13 protein-coding genes are annotated in these 16,397 nt (G+C 66.9%); 9 read left to right on the top strand and 4 right to left on the bottom strand.

Annotated features, from left to right (window positions below; all coding sequences use genetic code 11):
- Window positions 1-49: 49 nt before the first annotated feature.
- Window positions 50-3,292 (bottom strand): carbamoyl-phosphate synthase large subunit, encoded by a 3,243-nt coding sequence (gene carB, locus ACYQ6W_RS04685; protein WP_459673862.1) that lies wholly within the window; start codon window positions 3,290-3,292, stop codon window positions 50-52.
- A gap of 4 nt (window positions 3,293-3,296) precedes the next feature.
- Window positions 3,297-4,721, bottom strand: a complete 1,425-nt coding sequence (carA, locus tag ACYQ6W_RS04680; RefSeq protein ID WP_459673860.1) for a glutamine-hydrolyzing carbamoyl-phosphate synthase small subunit — start codon at window positions 4,719-4,721, stop codon at window positions 3,297-3,299.
- 87 nt (window positions 4,722-4,808) lie between these two features.
- Here carA and ACYQ6W_RS04675 point away from each other — a divergent pair, with 87 nt between their 5' ends.
- The 9 genes from ACYQ6W_RS04675 (at window position 4,809) to ACYQ6W_RS04635 (ending at window position 15,332) form a co-directional block, all read left to right on the top strand.
- The gene (locus tag ACYQ6W_RS04675; RefSeq protein ID WP_459673858.1) at window positions 4,809-5,267 is read left to right on the top strand and encodes a GatB/YqeY domain-containing protein; all 459 of its coding nucleotides are present in this window, start codon (window positions 4,809-4,811) and stop codon (window positions 5,265-5,267) included.
- Window positions 5,268-5,276: 9 nt separating this feature from the next.
- The gene (gene dnaG / locus ACYQ6W_RS04670; RefSeq protein WP_459673856.1) at window positions 5,277-7,124 is read left to right on the top strand and encodes a DNA primase; all 1,848 of its coding nucleotides are present in this window, start codon (window positions 5,277-5,279) and stop codon (window positions 7,122-7,124) included.
- Window positions 7,125-7,220: 96 nt separating this feature from the next.
- On the top strand, window positions 7,221-9,173 hold the full coding sequence (gene rpoD / locus ACYQ6W_RS04665; RefSeq protein WP_459674054.1) for an RNA polymerase sigma factor RpoD: 1,953 nt from the start codon (window positions 7,221-7,223) through the stop codon (window positions 9,171-9,173).
- Between the two features lie 14 nt (window positions 9,174-9,187).
- A complete protein-coding gene (locus ACYQ6W_RS04660; RefSeq protein WP_459673855.1) occupies window positions 9,188-9,781 on the top strand; it encodes an N-acetyltransferase family protein in 594 nt (197 codons plus the stop codon).
- Between the two features lie 8 nt (window positions 9,782-9,789).
- Window positions 9,790-10,812 carry a glycosyltransferase family 4 protein gene (locus tag ACYQ6W_RS04655; RefSeq protein ID WP_459673854.1) on the top strand — a complete coding sequence of 341 codons (1,023 nt, stop codon included), beginning with the start codon at window positions 9,790-9,792 and terminating at the stop codon, window positions 10,810-10,812.
- 289 nt (window positions 10,813-11,101) lie between these two features.
- A complete protein-coding gene (locus ACYQ6W_RS04650) occupies window positions 11,102-11,983 on the top strand; it encodes a hypothetical protein (protein ID WP_459673853.1) in 882 nt (293 codons plus the stop codon).
- 871 nt (window positions 11,984-12,854) lie between these two features.
- Window positions 12,855-13,361: a UPF0262 family protein gene (locus ACYQ6W_RS04645; RefSeq protein WP_459673852.1), complete on the top strand. Its 507-nt coding sequence runs from the start codon at window positions 12,855-12,857 to the stop codon at window positions 13,359-13,361.
- 11 nt (window positions 13,362-13,372) lie between these two features.
- The gene (mtnA, locus tag ACYQ6W_RS04640; RefSeq protein WP_459673851.1) at window positions 13,373-14,458 is read left to right on the top strand and encodes an S-methyl-5-thioribose-1-phosphate isomerase; all 1,086 of its coding nucleotides are present in this window, start codon (window positions 13,373-13,375) and stop codon (window positions 14,456-14,458) included.
- 13 nt (window positions 14,459-14,471) lie between these two features.
- Complete coding sequence (locus ACYQ6W_RS04635) at window positions 14,472-15,332, top strand: DUF2272 domain-containing protein (RefSeq protein ID WP_459673850.1); 861 nt, start codon at window positions 14,472-14,474, stop codon at window positions 15,330-15,332.
- Window positions 15,333-15,366: 34 nt separating this feature from the next.
- Here ACYQ6W_RS04635 and ACYQ6W_RS04630 read toward each other — a convergent pair whose 3' ends face one another.
- Both ACYQ6W_RS04630 and ACYQ6W_RS04625 read right to left on the bottom strand, forming a co-directional pair.
- Window positions 15,367-15,912: an ester cyclase gene (locus ACYQ6W_RS04630; protein WP_459673848.1), complete on the bottom strand. Its 546-nt coding sequence runs from the start codon at window positions 15,910-15,912 to the stop codon at window positions 15,367-15,369.
- A 23-nt stretch (window positions 15,913-15,935) separates the two neighbouring features.
- Window positions 15,936-16,346 (bottom strand): rhodanese-like domain-containing protein, encoded by a 411-nt coding sequence (locus ACYQ6W_RS04625; protein WP_459673847.1) that lies wholly within the window; start codon window positions 16,344-16,346, stop codon window positions 15,936-15,938.
- Window positions 16,347-16,397: the final 51 nt, after the last annotated feature.

Raw genomic sequence — 16,397 nt, 5'->3', positions numbered from 1 at the left:
GCCTGCCCCGCCGTTCCCGGAAAATTACCGGCAACAGCTGGGGCCGGCCTCAGAACGGGGAACGAAAGTAGGACTGTAGCGGCGCAACTTCAAGCGGCCCTAATTTCATAGCCGCTACCGCGTGAACGGCGGCCCGGGCGCCCGCGATCGTCGTGAAGTGCGGCACGCTTTCGGTCAGCGCGCTGCGCCGGATGGCGAAGCTGTCCTTCACCGATTGCGGGGTAGAGGCGGTATTGATCACCATCTGGATCTCACCGGACTGGATGGCGTCCACGCAATGCGGCCGGCCCTCCAGCACCTTGGCGACCGTCTTCACCTCGAGCCCGGCCTCACGGATCTGCGCGGCCGTGCCCCGCGTCGCCATGATGCGGAAGCCCATCTCGGAGAGACGGCGCGCAAGCGGCACCATGGCGCCCTTGTCGGAATCCTTCACCGAGAGGAAGACCGTGCCGGTCATCGGCAGGCGCACCCCGGCGCCGAGCTGCGCCTTCGCGAAGGCGCGGGCGAAGTTGGTGTCGAGCCCCATCACCTCGCCGGTCGACTTCATCTCCGGCCCGAGGATCGTGTCCACTTCTGGGAAACGGGCGAAGGGGAAGACGGATTCCTTCACCGCGACATGCGGCGCGGCCGCGTGATCGGCGAGGTCGAAGGTCGCAAGCTTGGCACCCGCCATCACCTGTGCGCCGATCTTGGCGACCGGCACGCCCGTTGCCTTGGCAACGAAAGGCACGGTGCGGGAAGCGCGGGGGTTCACCTCCAGCACGTAGATCGTCTCGTCCTTGATGGCGTACTGCACGTTCATCAGGCCGACGACGCCCAGCGCCCGCGCCATGGCGACCGTCTCCGCCTTCAACTCCTCGATGATGGCAGGCGACAGCGAATAGGGCGGCAGCGAACAGGCGCTGTCCCCCGAATGGATGCCCGCCTCTTCGATATGCTCCATCACCCCCGCGACATAGACGTCCGCGCCATCGGCGATGCAGTCGACATCCACCTCGATCGCGTCATTCAGATAGCGGTCGATGAGCACAGGGTTCTCGCCCGAGACGCGAACCGCTTCGCGCATGTAGCGGGCGAGCTGCGCCTTGTCGTGCACGATCTCCATGGCGCGGCCGCCGAGCACGTAGCTCGGCCGGATCACCACCGGATAGCCGATGCGGTCGGTGATTGCTTCGGCCTCCTCGGTGGAGCGGGCAATGCCGTTCTCCGGCTGACGCAGGGCCAATTTGTGCAGCAGCGCCTGGAAGCGCTCCCGATCCTCGGCGAGGTCGATGGCGTCCGCGCTGGTGCCGAGCACCGGGATGCCGGCAGCGGCGAGCGACTGCGAGAGCTTCAGCGGCGTCTGGCCGCCATATTGCACGATGCAGCCCATCACCGTGCCGCTCTCCTGCTCGCGGCGGATGAGGGCGATCACGTCTTCCGCCGTCAGCGGCTCGAAATAAAGGCGGTCGGAGGTGTCGTAATCCGTGCTGACGGTTTCCGGATTGCAGTTGACCATGATGGTCTCGAAGCCGGCTTCCTTCAGCGCATAGGCCGCGTGAACGCAGCAATAGTCGAATTCGATGCCCTGGCCGATGCGGTTCGGGCCGCCGCCGAGGATGATGACCTTGCGGCGGTCGGTCGGGTCACTTTCGCAGACCGGCGTGCCGAAACCCGTCTCATAGGTCGAATACATATAAGGTGTGGCAGAGGCGAACTCCGCCGCACAGGTGTCGATCCGCTTGTAGACGGGGCGCACGCCGTGCGTCTCGCGCTGAGCCGCAACCTCGGCGACGGAACGGCCGGAGAGGAGCGCGAGCTGCCGGTCGGAAAAGCCCAGCGCCTTGAGGCGCCGCAGGCCGAGCGCGGTCTGCGGCAGACCAGCCGCCTGCACCCCGGCTTCGGCATCGACGATGCGCTTCAATTCGCCGAGGAACCAGGGATCGAATTTGCAGCACTCGTGGATTTCTTCGAGGCTGAGGCCGGCGCGAATGGCTTGCGCCGCCATCAGCAGACGGTCCGGTCGCGGCTCGGAAAGCGCCGCGCGGAAGGCCTCCAGGCTGCCATCGCCGGGCGGCTCGATCACGTCGAGGCCGGAGAAACCGGTCTCCATGCTGCGCAAGCCCTTCTGCAGCGCCTCCGCGAAGGAGCGGCCGATGGCCATCGCCTCGCCCACCGACTTCATGCTGGTCGAGAGCAGCGCCGGCGTGCCCGGGAACTTCTCGAAGGTGAAGCGGGGGATCTTGATGACGACATAGTCGATCGTCGGCTCGAAGCTCGCCGGCGTCGTGCGGGTGATGTCGTTCTTCAGCTCGTCCAGCGTGTAGCCCACGGCGAGCTTCGCCGCGATCTTGGCGATCGGGAAGCCGGTCGCCTTCGAGGCCAGCGCCGAAGAGCGGGACACGCGCGGGTTCATTTCGATGACGACCATGCGGCCGTCAGCGGGGTTGAGGCCGAACTGCACGTTCGATCCGCCGGTATCGACGCCGATCTTGCGCAGGCAAGCGATGGAGGCATCGCGCATGCGCTGGTATTCCTTGTCGGTCAGCGTGAGCGCCGGCGCCACCGTCACGCTGTCGCCCGTATGCACGCCCATCGGGTCGACGTTCTCGATGGAGCAGACGATGATGCAGTTGTCGGCGCTGTCGCGCACGACCTCCATCTCGTATTCCTTCCAGCCGAGCACGCTCTCTTCGATCAGCACTTCGGTCGTCGGGCTCGCTTCCAGGCCGCCCGCCACGATGCGCTCGAACTCGGTCTTGTTATAGGCGATGCCGCCGCCCGTGCCGCCCAGGGTGAAGCTCGGCCGGATGACCGCCGGCAGGCCGACGAGGGCCAGGGCCTCCCGCGCCTCTTCCAGCGTATGAGCAATGGCGCTCTTCGGGCTTTCGATGCCGATCTCGGTCATCGCGTCCCGGAACTTCAACCGGTCCTCGGCACGGTCGATCACCTCGCCCTTGGCCCCGATCAACTCGACGCCGTGCTTGGCGAGCACGCCCGTGCGGTCCAGCGTCAGCGCCGTGTTCAGCGCGGTCTGCCCGCCCATGGTCGGCAGCAGCGCATCCGGCTTTTCGCGGATGATGATGCGCTCGACGATCTCCGGCGTAATCGGCTCGATATAGGTCGCGTCCGCGAGCTGCGGATCGGTCATGATCGTCGCCGGATTGGAGTTGATGAGGATGACCCGGTAGCCCTCCTCCCGCAGCGCCTTGCAGGCCTGCGCGCCGGAATAGTCGAATTCGCAGGCCTGCCCGATGACGATGGGGCCGGCGCCGATGATCAGGATGGAGCGGATGTCTGTACGTTTCGGCATGGACTCAACCCTTCGCCTTTTCGGCGTCCATCATCGCGACGAAGCGATGGAACAAATGGTGGCTGTCGCTCGGGCCCGGGCTCGCCTCGGGATGGTACTGCACCGAAAAAGCCTTCTTGCCCGGCGCCCGGATGCCCTCGTTACTCCCGTCGAAGAGGCTGACGTGGGACACCTCGACACCCTCGGGCAGCGTCGTCTCGTCCACCGCGAAGCCATGGTTCTGGCTGGTGATCTCGACCTTGCCAGTCGCCAGATCCTTCACCGGCTGGTTGGCGCCGCGATGGCCGCGCTCCAGCTTGTAGGTGCGCGCACCCAGCGCGGTTGAGAGCAGCTGGTGGCCGAGGCAGATGCCGAAGACCGGCAGCCCGGTCTCCATCACGCCGCGGATCGCGGGCACGGCGTATTGCGCGGTCGCCGCCGGGTCACCCGGGCCGTTGGAGAGAAACAGCCCATCCGGCGCGTGGCGCAGGATCTCCTCGGCCGTCGCGGTGGCCGGCACCACCGTCACGCGACAGCCGGCGGAGGCGAGGCTGCGGAGGATGTTGCGCTTGGCGCCGTAGTCGACGGCGACGACGTGATGCCGCGGCGCCGTCTGGTGTCCCTGCGGCTCGCCCCACTGCCACACGGTCTCGTCCCATTCATAGCTTTGCGTGCAGGAAACCTCTTTCGCGAGGTCCATGCCTTCCAGCCCGGGCCAAGCGGCGGCCTGGGCCTGCAGAGCGGGGATGTCGAAGCGGCCGCTCGCGGGGAAGCACAGCACGCCGGTGGGTGCGCCGCCGTCGCGAATGCGGGTGGTGAGCGCGCGGGTATCCAGCCCCCCGATGCCCGGCAGGTCCATCGCCTGCAGCCAGGCAACGAAATGGCGGGTTGCCCGCCAGTTGCTCGGCGCCGTCACGTCCTGCGCGGTGACGAGGCCGCGGGCCGCCGGGGTCACCGCTTCGTCATCCTGCGGATTGGCGCCGACATTGCCGATATGCGGAAAGGTGAAGGTGACGATCTGGCCCGCAAAAGACGGGTCGGTCATCGTCTCCTGATACCCGGTGAGGCCGGTATTGAAGCAGACCTCGCCCACCCGGGCACCGCCCTCGGGCGTATGGGCGCCGAAGCCGCGCCCCCACCACAGGCTGCCATCGGCGAGCACGAGCACGGCGGTCGCGCCTTCAGGCGGTGCGAGCGGGGACTGCACTTCGGCATCCGGCATGGTCGGAACGTCCTTCGATACGGGGTCGGTCGTGCCCACCGGCCCGTCGCTGCCGGGCATGTCGCCAAGCGTGAGGCCGGTGGCGGCGATGATGGCGCGCCAGTGTTTCGCAGGGATGGCGCCCGACTGCTTCCACTTGCGCAGGGCTTCCAGGCTGACATTGGTCAGCCGCGCCGCCGCTTCGGGACCGCCGAGACGCTGTACGATATCATTGACTGCTAAGGGCATGGCGTCCACATACGGGAAGATATTTCCCAGTTCAATGGGCAAGCGCGGTGATGGGAAAAAAGTTCCCAACCACCCATGGAGAAGAGCATGAGCATTCGAGACGACATCACCGCCGCCATGAAGGACGCCATGCGGGCGAAAGACGCCGAAACCCTCTCCGCCGTTCGCCTCATCATGGCGAAGCTCAAGGAAGCGGACATCGCCGCCCGCCCCAAGGGCGTAGAGCAGATTACCGACGAGGAGGTGCAGGCGATGCTGCGCTCCATGATCAAGCCGCGGCGCGAGGCGATCGAGCTCTACGAGAAAGGCAACCGCCCGGAACTGGCCGCCAAGGAGCAGAGCGAAATCGCGGTGATCGAGCGCTTCCTGCCCCGCGCCTTGGGCGAGGAGGAAATGCAGGCCGCCGTCCGGGCCGCCGTCGCCGAAACCGGGGCCACTGCCATGAAGGACATGGGCCGGGTGATGGCCGCGCTGAAGGAGAAGCACGGCGCGGCGCTCGACATGGCGCGCATCGGCGCGATTGTGAAAGCCCAGCTCGCGGGTTAACGAGACAGCATGGCGCTTCCTCCCTCCTTCCTCGACGAGCTCAGGGCACGCACGCCGCTGCCGGCGCTCGTCGGGCGGCGGGTGAAGCTCACCCGTTCGAGCCGGGACTGGAAGGGCTGCTGCCCCTTCCACAACGAGAAGTCGCCTTCCTTCTACGTGTACGCCGACCACTATCACTGCTTCGGCTGCGGCGCGCATGGCGATGCCATCGGCTTCGTCATGCAGACGCAGAATGCGGGCTTCATGGAGGCGGTGGAGCAGCTCGCGGCCGAAGCCGGGCTGGACGTGCCGCGCCCTTCCCCCGAAGCCGCCGCCGCCGAGAAGCGCCGCGCCTCGCTCAATGATCTGCTCGACGCCGCCGCCCGGCACTACCAGACCCTGCTTCACGCGCCGGAGGGCCGCGCGGCGCTCGACTATCTGCGCGGCCGCGGCCTGTCGGACGAGACCATCCGCCGCTTCGGCCTGGGCTATTCGGGCGGCGGCCGCGGCGCACTCGCCGCTGAATTCGCCCGCGCCGGGGTCAAGCATCCGGAACTCGTCGAAGCCGGGTTGATGAAGCAGACGGAGGACGGCCGCTTCGTCGATTTCTTCTTCAACCGCGTGATGTTCCCCATCCGCGATGCACGCGGCCGCATGATCAGCTTCGGCGGCCGCATCATCGGTGACGGCCAGCCGAAATATCTCAACGGCCCGGAAACCAGCCTCTTCTCGAAGCGCCGCAACCTCTACGGCCTCGACACGGCGCGGGCCGACCTTGCCCGCCAGAAGCGTATAGGGGAGCGAACCCAGGGGCTGCTCGTCGTCGAAGGCTATATGGACGTGATCGCCCTGGCCCAGGCGGGCTTCGCCGCGGTCGCCCCGCTCGGCACGGCGATCACGCAGGAACAGGTCGAGAGCCTGTGGCAGTACGAGGAACGGCCGGTCTTCTGTTTCGACGGAGATGCCGCCGGCCGCCGCGCCGGCCGCCGCGCCATCGACCTCTGCCTGCCGCTGCTCACCCCCGAGCGCAGCCTCGGTATCGTCATCCTGCCGCAGGGCGAAGACCCGGACAGCCTGGTCACCAAGCGCGGGCCGCAAGGCTTCGCAGAAGAACTGAGCCGTGATGCGCTGGAAAACGCGATCTATGCCCTGACGAAGGAGGAGGTGGCGCCGGCCAGCGCGGAATCCTGGGCGAAGTTCCGGGACAAGCTGGACGAGGCGGCTAACGCCATTCCGCAGAAGGCGATCTCGACCACCTTTTGGGGCCTGCTGCGGGACCGGTGGAAAGAGGAATGGTACCAATTTCGCTCCGGCCGCCAATCCCGCCCCGTCAAAGGCAGCTTCACCGCGGGCGGCCGCGGGCGCGGGCGCGACCTGCCGCCCCCGGTGCCGATCGGGCCGCGCCCTCAAGTCTCCCCGGAAGAGCAGACCGCCGAACGTGCCCGCGTCTTACTCGCCATTCTCCTAACCCATCCTGGCCTTCTGCCGGATCTCGAAGAACCCTTCGGCATGCTCGACCTGCCAGAGCCGATGATGCGCCTGCGGGATGCCTTGGGTGCATGGTTGGAGACTGATCCCCCGCTTGACAGAGAGGCGCTGAACGCCCATCTCCGCCGGCTCGGATATGATGGGGATGTGTCTGCCGTGCTGGAGGCCCGGCACCTTCCGCCATGCGCCATGCCGGAGGCGTCACCGGCAGAAGCGGCCTCGAATTGGTGGCAGATTTACGGGTTCATGCGACAAGCGCAGTTGAGGGAAGAAGTCGCTGCCAAGCAGCGCGAGTACCAGCAGAACCAGGACGCCGAGACCGCGCACCAGCTGGTCGCCCTCACCCAGGCGTTGCGCCGCCTCGAAGCAGGCGAAGCGGATATAGGCTGACGGCCGGTCCATGCTACGCATAAATCCCCCATAATCCGGGGCATGATGATGAAGACCAGAATGACGACGCAGATCCACGGCGAAGAGGTGTGAATGATGGCAACCAAGCCTGCAGCGACTGCCGAGGCACCCGCGCCTGACACCGACACCGAAACCACGCTCGATACCCAGTCCGGCGCCGTCAAGCGCCTCATCTCCAAGGGCAAAGAGCGCGGCTACATCACCTTCGACGAGCTGAACGCCGTCCTCCCGCCCGAGCAGAACAGCTCGGAGCAGATCGAGGACGTGATGTCCATGCTCAGCGAAATGGGCATCCAAGTCATCGAGAGCGAGGAAGGCGAGGAAGGCGAAGCCGTCGCCGCCAAGCCGATCGACAGCGAGGATGAAGAGAGCGGCGAGCCGAGCGGCAACATCAATGCCGAGAATGCCGGCCGCACCGACGACCCGGTGCGCATGTATCTGCGCGAGATGGGCAGCGTGGAATTGCTGTCCCGCGAAGGCGAAATCGCCATCGCCAAGCGCATCGAAGCCGGCCGCGACATGATGATCGGGGGCTTGTGCGAAAGCCCCCTCACCTTCCGAGCGATCGTCGAGTGGCACGAGGCGCTGAAGGAGGGGAAGATCCTGCTGCGCGACGTCATCGACCTCGAAGCGACGCAGGGCATGGGCAATCCGCCGGCCGAAGGCGAGAGCGAGGGCGAGACGGATGAGAGCGAGCCCGCGGCGCCGCCGAGCTTCGACGCCTCCGATGATGGTGACGACGAAGAGGGCGAAGGCAGCAACCTGTCGCTTTCCGCGCTCGAAGAGAAGCTGAAGCCCGAGACGCTCGCGACCTTCGACGAGATCGAGAACCTCTACAAGAAGCTGCACAAGGTTCAGAACAAGCGGCTGGAATCCATCACCAGCGGCGAGGAGATGAACCTCCGCTCGGAGAAGAGCTACACCAAGCAGCGCGAGGAACTGGTCGCCAAGGTGCGGCAGGTGCGTCTGCACAACAACCGCATCGAAGAGCTGGTTGCCCAGTTTAAGCAACTCAACCAGCGCCTTACCACGCTGGAAGGGCAGCTGCTGCGCCTCGCCGAGTCCTGCAAGGTCCCGCGTGACGAGTTCCTCAAGGAGTATCGCGGCAACGAGCTCGATCCGAACTGGGTCGAACGCGTCGGCGGCCTCAAGGGCAAGGGCTGGCAGCTCTTCGTGTCGAAGTATCCCGAGCAGATCGCGGATCTCCGCACGCAGATCGCCGGCATCGCCAATGACGCGAGCCTCTCGATCGAAGAGTTCCGCCGCGTCTACATGACGGTGAGCCGCGGCGAGCGGGACAGCGCGCGCGCCAAGAAGGAAATGATCGAGGCGAACCTCCGCCTCGTTATCTCGATCGCCAAGAAGTACACGAACCGCGGCCTGCAGTTCCTGGACCTCATTCAGGAAGGCAACATCGGCCTGATGAAGGCGGTGGACAAGTTCGAGTATCGCCGTGGCTACAAGTTCAGCACCTACGCGACCTGGTGGATCCGGCAGGCCATCACCCGCTCGATCGCCGATCAGGCGCGCACCATCCGCATCCCCGTGCACATGATCGAGACGATCAACAAGCTGGTCCGCACCTCGCGCCAGATGCTGCACGAGATCGGCCGCGAGCCCGCACCGGAAGAGCTGGCCGAAAAGCTCGGTATGCCGCTCGAGAAGGTGCGCAAGGTGCTGAAGATCGCCAAGGAGCCGATCTCGCTCGAAACCCCGATCGGTGACGAGGAAGATAGCCATCTCGGCGACTTCATCGAGGACAAGAACGCCGTCATCCCGCTCGATGCGGCGATCCAGGCGAACTTGCGCGAAGCGACGACGCGCGTGCTCTCCAGCCTCACCCCGCGTGAGGAACGTGTCCTGCGCATGCGCTTCGGCATCGGCATGAACACGGACCACACGCTCGAAGAAGTGGGCCAGCAGTTCAACGTGACGCGCGAGCGCATTCGGCAGATCGAAGCCAAGGCTTTGCGCAAGCTCAAGCACCCCAGCCGCAGCCGCAAGCTCCGCAGCTTCCTGGACGATTGAGGGTGCTGAACGGGATGCTGGGGCGGGGACGCGGCCAGACCGCGCGTGACGCGGAAAGCGTCACCCGCGTCGGCGTCACCGTCACCTTCCTCAAGATGACGGAGCGGCCGGCAACCCCGGCCCCCGCGCTTCCCGCCCATGCTTCCGTCCGGCAATGGCGGCATCCGACCAACGACCAGTATCGCGAATTGCAGCGCCAGGTGGGCCACCCCTATCTCTGGTGGCTGCGCCGCATCATGCCCGATGCCGAACTTGCCGCGGTGCTGCGCAATCCGCAGCTCGCCATTCACGTCCTCTATCTCGACGACGAGCCTGCCGGATTCTACGAGCTGGACGCTTCGAATTGGCCCTTCGTCAATCTCAACTATTTCGGCCTGATGCAGCATGCGATCGGCCACGGGCTGGGCCACGCCTTCCTGCGCCATGCGATCGACAACGCCTGGTCCGGCCCTATCCGCGGCATGACCGTGAACACCTGCACCGCCGATCATCCGCGCGCCCTTCCCGCTTATGAGAAGGCGGGCTTCCGCCGCACGCGCGCGATCCGCGAGGTCTGGAACATCCCGGACCGCCTCGGCTTCACCATCCCCGATCATCTCAAGGCGTGACCGCGCCCATGCCCGTAACCTTCTTCGTGCCGGGCAATTTCCCGTCCACGACCGGCGCCATCGTCTTCGACACGCGGCTCGCGGCGGCGCTCGAAGCCCGCGGCATGCCGACCAGGCTGCAGCCGGTAGATGGGCACCATCCCGCACCTGACGCCGCGGCAAGGCAGGCGGCGGCCGCGCTCGCCTCCAGCCTTCCCGTAGGCCGCGTCGTCATCGACGGCTTCTGCCTCTATGCCTTTGCCGAGGAAGCGGCGCGCCTCACCGAGGTGATCGGCCTGATCCATCATCCGATGTCGGAAGAGCCGCAGCTCGCAGACGGTGAGCGGGAGCGCTTCCGCGCCCTCGAACAGGTGCTGCTGCCGCGTCTCGCCCATCTCCTGGTTCCGAGCACCGCCGTCGCGGCGCAGCTGCGCGCCCTAGGCCTGCCCGAAGAGCGCATCACGGTGATGACCCCGGGCATCCCCGAGACGCCGCGCAGCGCGGGCTCTGGCGGCCCCTCCTGCCATCTCCTGTCGGTCGCGAGCCTGATTCCTCGGAAGGGGCACGACACCGTGCTGCGCGCTCTCCAGAGCCTGCCTGATCTCGATTGGCGGCTCACCCTCTGTGGCGATGCGACGATCGATCCTGCCTACGCGGAGAGCCTGCGGCGGCAGGCCGAAGAGCCCGGCTTGGCCGGCCGTGTCACCTTCCTCGGCGGCCGCACGCCGGCCGAGCTGGAAGCGCTGTGGCAGTCCGCCGATATCTTCGTCTCGGCGAGCCAGTTCGAGGGCTATGGCATGGCGGTAGCGGAAGCCGTACGCCATGGCCTGCCGCTTGCCCTCGCGCGCGGTGCGGCCGCACCGGAGGTCATTCCCGATGCAGGCACGGCGCTGGTGGAGGCCGGAGATCACGTCCAACTCGGCAAGGCGCTGCGCCGCATGATCTTCGATGCCGACCTGCGCCGCCAGATGGCGGAGGTCGTTTGGCAAGCCGGGCGTGCCCTGCCGCGCTGGGAGGATCAGGCCGCGCTCTTCCTCGAACGCTTCGCCTAGCCTCCGTCAGCTTTGGACTGACGCGCTTCTTTCATCCTCACCCGCTGTTGCGCCCGAACGCCGTCAGCGCCCGATCGGGAAGGCCCCGGCTTGGGGCGCAGCTGGCTAGGCCGGGCACGACGATGTGGTCCGTGATTCCGCGCGAATTACCGAACGGCGTTCGGGACGATTGCGCGGTCACCCGAAGACAAACGAAAACGGGCCGGGGAGATGCCTCCCCGGCCCGTCGTCGTTTCGCCGTTCAGCCGCCGGTCACCCGGATCAGCTGGCATCCGTCTCGGAAGACGTGGTGTCGGAGGCGGAGGTTTCGGCAGGGGTCTCCGTCATCGTGCTCTCGGTCACGAGCGGAGCCGCTTCCTTCGCCTTGCGCGGACGACGCACCGCCTTCGGCTTCGCAGCCGGAGCGGCCGGCGCCGCAGCCTTGGCGGCACGGGGCTTGCGCGCGGTCGGCGCTACCGTCTTGGCAGCGGCCTTGCGCGTCGTCGCCGGCGTGCGGGCGGCCGGCGTACGCGTGGCTGCGGCCTTGCGCGTGGTGCCTGCGGTCCGCGCCGTGGCGGCCGTTTTACGCGTGGTGGCAGCCGCCGGCTTGCGGCCAGCAGCGGCCGGCTTGCGCGCGGCCGTCGTCGTCGCAACCTTGCGCGCGGCAGCCGGCTTGCGAGCAGCCGCGGCGGGCTTACGCGCCGTGGTCGTCGCCGCAACCTTGCGGGTAGTCGCCGTCTTGCGCGTCGCCGTCGTGGTCTTCGCGGCGGCGCGCTTCGGCGCCGCTGCCGTCTTGCGGCCGGTCGTCGCAGCCGCGGTCTTGCGCGCAGGTGCCGCCGTCTTCTTCGCGGTGGTTGCGGTCTTGCGGGCGGCGGGCGCCGCCTTCGCCGCGCTGCGCGCGGTGGTCTTCGCGGCCGGCTTCGTCGCCTTCGCCGTGCTGCGCGTGGCGGGCTTCGCCGTCTTCGCAACCTTCGTCGCGCGGGCGGCCGGCTTCGCCGTCTTCGCCGCCGGCTTCACGGTCTTCGCCGCAGCGCGCGGCTTGGCCGCCGCCGGCTTGGCCGAGGCCTTGCGCGCAGCGGGCTTCGCTGCCGCAGCCTTGGCCGTCGCCGTCGTGCGCTTCGCCGGCGCGCGACGCGTGGTCGCCCGCACGGCGAGGGCGCGGCTACGCGGCGCGGCGGCCGTTTCGCCCTGATTGTCCTTGCTCACAGCATTCTCTCCTTTGTCTCGTTGACGTCTTCGTCTTGCCTTCGGCCGAAGCACGCTCCAGCCGTCACTCTCGATCCCTGCGCGTGGCGCATCCTATGTCGGTGCGGTCGCAGCCAATCCGATCTTCGACGTTGCGGTGACGTTCGTGCCGGGCCGCCCTCCCGCCACGCGTTCTCACCGCCACCAGCCGCGGGCTGCGAAGTTTCCGACGCAGCATTGTCGGACCATCACCGCCCATCATCCCCCGCACCGTGCAACCCACGCGACTCGTGAAGCGGTACGGTTTTTTCGCTATCTCAAGTCTCGAATCAAACTGTCAAGAAAAAGGCGATCATGCCGCGATCGCTTTTACGTTTTATTACGACCCCGATCGTCCTTCAGACTGCTGCCCTCCTGCCGGGACGGCTCAACCACCATCCCAGAGGTTTTCGAACTTCTTTATTTTGGCTTGATCTTTCGTGCCAAGCCGCGCCGTGCCGCCAGCGGAAGGCGACGACTGCGGCGCGAGAGTCACAACTTGTCGCAAAGCAGCCATTCGCCGGGGGAGTGCGCCCCTCCGCGCTGCATCCCGCCGTCCTGCGCGCATCCACGGCGATTCGACGCGGATGCTGCCTGCAGCCTGCTTCCTTCCAATGGCGAATTCTTCTAAGACAATCGGGCTGTGATCGGGCGTCACCCGCGATCTCTCCTGGCTGCTCCGGCTTTCGTGACTCTGCCACTGCACCGTTCTCCTCCTTCAGTCGTAACAAAGCCATGTTCCGAATTGCCCCGGCCGACATACTGCCTTCCCACCGCTCGACAGCAGACGGCGCGGCGGACCGTGCGCATGGGCCATGCGCGCGAGGCCTGCAGCCGGCATGAGCGACGCCACGCCACCACGTCTTGCCCGCGTCCTTCTGAGCGACGGCATCCCCGCCAATCTTCCGCCGATGGTCGAAGCCGATTGCGCGCAGGCTGTGGCAGATCTTGAATCCGGCAACCTCTTCGCGCCGCGCGGTGCAGGCCCAGGCCCCTTCGTACTCGCCCTCGCGCTGCGCGACGGCCGGCTGATCTTCGACATCCGCGACATGGCGATGCAGCCGATCTCGGTCATTGGCCTCGCGCTCGGGCCTTTCCGTCGCATCATCAAGGACTACATGCTGCTGCTCGACAGTTACGCAGCCGCGGTCCAGGAGGGTCGCGAAGCCCGCATCCAGGCCATCGACATGGGCAGGCGAGGCCTGCACAACGAGGCGGCCGCGCTGATCGCGGCCCGTCTCGGCAGCAAGGTCGAGGTCGACCTCGACACCGCTCGCCGGCTATTCACGCTGATCGTGGCTCTGCATCAGCGCGTCACCGGCCCTTCGGCACAAAGTCACACATAAAGTCAGACATCATGAAGATCGACGGCGTTCCCTACCGCAGCATCTGGCTCGACGAAGACGGCTGGTCCGTCCGCATCATCGACCAGACCAAACTGCCCTGGTCCCTCACCATCCTGCGCATTACCACGGCGGCAGAGATGGCAGAGGCGATCAGCACCATGCGCGTGCGCGGCGCCCCGCTCATCGGTGCCTCGGCCGCTTATGGGCTGTGTCTCGCGCTGCGCGCCGATGCCTCGAGTGAGGCAATGGAGCGCGACGCCGCCATGCTGGCCGCCACGCGCCCGACCGCGGTCAATCTGAAATGGGCGATCGACCGCATGCTGAGCCGCCTGCGCAATACGCGCGTCGAGGAGCGCGTCGCCGTCGCCTATCAGGAAGCCGCGGCGATCGCCGATGAGGACGTGGCACAGAACGAGGCCATCGGGCGCCACGGTGTCGAACTCATCCGCGCTGCCGTGAAGCCCGGCAAGCGCGTCAACGTGCTCACCCATTGCAATGCGGGGTGGATCGCGACCGTCGACTGGGGTACCGCCCTCGCCCCCATCTACATGGCGCACAACGAAGGCATCGACATTCACGTCTGGGTGGACGAAACGCGGCCGCGCAACCAGGGCGCCTCGCTCACCGCTTGGGAACTCGGCAGCCACGGCGTGCCGCATACGGTCATCGCCGACAATGCCGGCGGGCATCTGATGCAGCATGGGGATGTCGATCTCGTGATCGTCGGGACCGACCGAGTGACGCGCGGCGGCGACGTCGCGAACAAGATCGGCACCTATCTCAAAGCACTGGCGGCGCGGGACAACGGCGTGCCCTTCTGGGTGGCCCTTCCCTCCACCACCATCGACTGGACGATCACCGATGGCGTCGCGGAAATTCCCATCGAAGAGCGGTCCGCCGCCGAGGTCACCCTGATGACCGGTCAAACCGCCAATGGCACGCTCGCTACCATCCAGGTCACACCGCCCGGCAGTGGCGCAGCCAATCCGGCCTTCGACGTGACGCCCGCGCGCCTCGTCACCGGCGTCATCACCGAGCGCGGCCGTGCCGAAGCGAACGAAGCGGGGCTCCTGTCGCTCTTCCCCGAACGACGCTGAGGCGCCGCCCTTCATGACCAAGGCGGTTCTCGCCCTGCTGCTCGCGGGCCTCGCTCTCTCTGCCTGCGCCGGCAAACCCGGCGGGCGGCGGGGTGCCTGGGTTAACCCTCCGACCCAAGCCGCCTGCCTCGCGCAGAGCGACGACGGGCAGGAGCCGCCCTTCATCCGCAATTGCTTCGGCAATTTCGACCGGGCCTCGGCAGTCGCCATCGCCTATGCAGAATGGCGCGCCTGGGGCCAGGTCGTCTACGACGCGGACCCGCATCAGGAACAACCGGCCGATCCCAACACCAAGGCCGAACGCCAGCCGGGCTTCTGGCAGCGCGTCGGGCTTTATTGGTGGATCGGCATGAATCAGAGCAACGGCAGCGCTGGCTGGACGGGCAAGCAAGACGGGACGGGAGCCGAGTTTTCACCCACGGACGACAGCAACTATGCCTGGTCTGCCGCCTTCATCTCCTTCGTCATGCGCATGTCAGGCGCCGGTGCAGCCTTCCCTTACGCCGAATCCCACAGCATCTACATCAATGCCGCCGTCGCCGAGGCCCTGAACCAGACGAACCAGTATGCCATTCAGGCCGAGGCCCCCAACGCCTATGCGCCACAGGTGGGCGATCTCATCTGTGCCGGCCGGGGACGCGCGGAGAAGCTGACCTATGCGCAGCTTCCGGTCGGTCGCTTCCCGGGGCATTGCGGCATCGTCGTCGCCCATGCGCCTGGCCAGATCAGCGTCATCGGCGGGAATGTAGAGGATGCGGTGGCGCTGACCCATGTGCCGATCACCGATCAGGGGCTGCTCGCGCTGCCCGACGGGACCAGCGTCGACACCCGCTACAACTGGCTCTGCGTCATCCGCATCGCCTATAATCAATAAGGCGGGCGCCGCATCGCCTGCGGCGCCCAGCCCCTCAGATCGGCAGGCCCTCGCTCGTCGCCCAGCGCGCCATCAGCGCGTTGCTCGGCCTGGTTTTGTCCGCAACCTTGAGGGCCGTCTCGGCGCCCGCAACAGGCAGACCCTGCGGATCGAGCAGCCCTACCTGCACCAGCACCGTCGCCTGGTCCCAATAGATGTGCTCGTGCACCAGCTTGTCGCCCTGGAACTGGATGATGGCGACGGCCGGAATGTCCACCGCCCGCCCGGTGGGCGCGACGCCCGGCAGCAGCCAGTCGATCTCGGTCGTATGGGTGAAGTGCATGATGAATTCATCGACGATGCGATCATCGCCCACCGTACGGCTGATCGATGTCAGCCGGAAATCCGGCGGGTTGCCGCTGATGAAGTGATATTTGTAGAAGCGCTTGAGCTGGTCATGGCCGACGCCGCCGGTCATGGTCGGGATGTGGTTCACGTAGGGTTCGGCGACCATCGTCGCCATCGTCGCATCCACGTCTCGCGTTTCGAATTCGTGACGGCAATGCGCTTCCCAAAGCGCCACCAGATCGGGCTTGTCCATCTGCCTCTCCTCCTTGCTGCGGCTCAGCGCTGCCGCCAGGGCAGCCCGGCCGCCTGCCACCCGGCCACGGTGCCGCGCTGGCCAGAGGCATCTGGGGGCCCCTCGAAGCCGTCCGCGACGTTGTAGACCTCCCGATAGCCGGCCGCCCGGGCCGCCTCCGCCGCGGCCAGGCTGCGCACGCCGCTCCGGCACAGGAAGTAGATCGGCATCTCCTTCTCCAGCCCCGCCTCCGCGAGTTGGTCCAGGAACTGCTCATTGCGCTGCATGGTGGGGAAGAGCTGCCAGGAAATCAGCACGGGCGCGCGGCCTGCCGCCTGAAGGTCGGGAATGCCGATCTGGTCCCATTCGGCATCGGTCCGAACGTCACAGAGCTGCGCGCGGGGGTCGTCGAGCAGGGCCTGCCACACCTTGCCGGGGTCGATGTCTTCGATCATCTCGGTCCTCGATGTCTGAAACAGTCGCCAGAAGGCCGCGTCGGGCGGAGA

It is taken from the genome of Acidisoma sp. 7E03 (genome assembly GCF_054665075.1).
The sequence above is the reverse complement of the archived record's forward strand: the minus strand, read 5'-3'. Positions and strand labels throughout refer to the sequence as shown.

Excerpts from the sequence above, each read along its gene's own strand:
- dnaG (WP_459673856.1), top strand. The coding sequence starts at position 5,277 with ATGGCGCTTCCTCCCTCCTTCCTCGACGAGCTCAGGGCACGCACGCCG.
- mtnA (WP_459673851.1), top strand. The coding sequence starts at position 13,373 with ATGAAGATCGACGGCGTTCCCTACCGCAGCATCTGGCTCGACGAAGAC.
- ACYQ6W_RS04630 (WP_459673848.1), bottom strand. The coding sequence starts at position 15,912 with ATGGACAAGCCCGATCTGGTGGCGCTTTGGGAAGCGCATTGCCGTCAC.
- ACYQ6W_RS04675 (WP_459673858.1), top strand. The coding sequence starts at position 4,809 with ATGAGCATTCGAGACGACATCACCGCCGCCATGAAGGACGCCATGCGG.
- rpoD (WP_459674054.1), top strand. The coding sequence starts at position 7,221 with ATGGCAACCAAGCCTGCAGCGACTGCCGAGGCACCCGCGCCTGACACC.
- ACYQ6W_RS04625 (WP_459673847.1), bottom strand. The coding sequence starts at position 16,346 with ATGATCGAAGACATCGACCCCGGCAAGGTGTGGCAGGCCCTGCTCGAC.
- carB (WP_459673862.1), bottom strand. The coding sequence starts at position 3,292 with ATGCCGAAACGTACAGACATCCGCTCCATCCTGATCATCGGCGCCGGC.
- carA (WP_459673860.1), bottom strand. The coding sequence starts at position 4,721 with ATGCCCTTAGCAGTCAATGATATCGTACAGCGTCTCGGCGGTCCCGAA.
- ACYQ6W_RS04660 (WP_459673855.1), top strand. The coding sequence starts at position 9,188 with ATGCTGGGGCGGGGACGCGGCCAGACCGCGCGTGACGCGGAAAGCGTC.
- ACYQ6W_RS04645 (WP_459673852.1), top strand. The coding sequence starts at position 12,855 with ATGAGCGACGCCACGCCACCACGTCTTGCCCGCGTCCTTCTGAGCGAC.
- ACYQ6W_RS04635 (WP_459673850.1), top strand. The coding sequence starts at position 14,472 with ATGACCAAGGCGGTTCTCGCCCTGCTGCTCGCGGGCCTCGCTCTCTCT.
- ACYQ6W_RS04655 (WP_459673854.1), top strand. The coding sequence starts at position 9,790 with ATGCCCGTAACCTTCTTCGTGCCGGGCAATTTCCCGTCCACGACCGGC.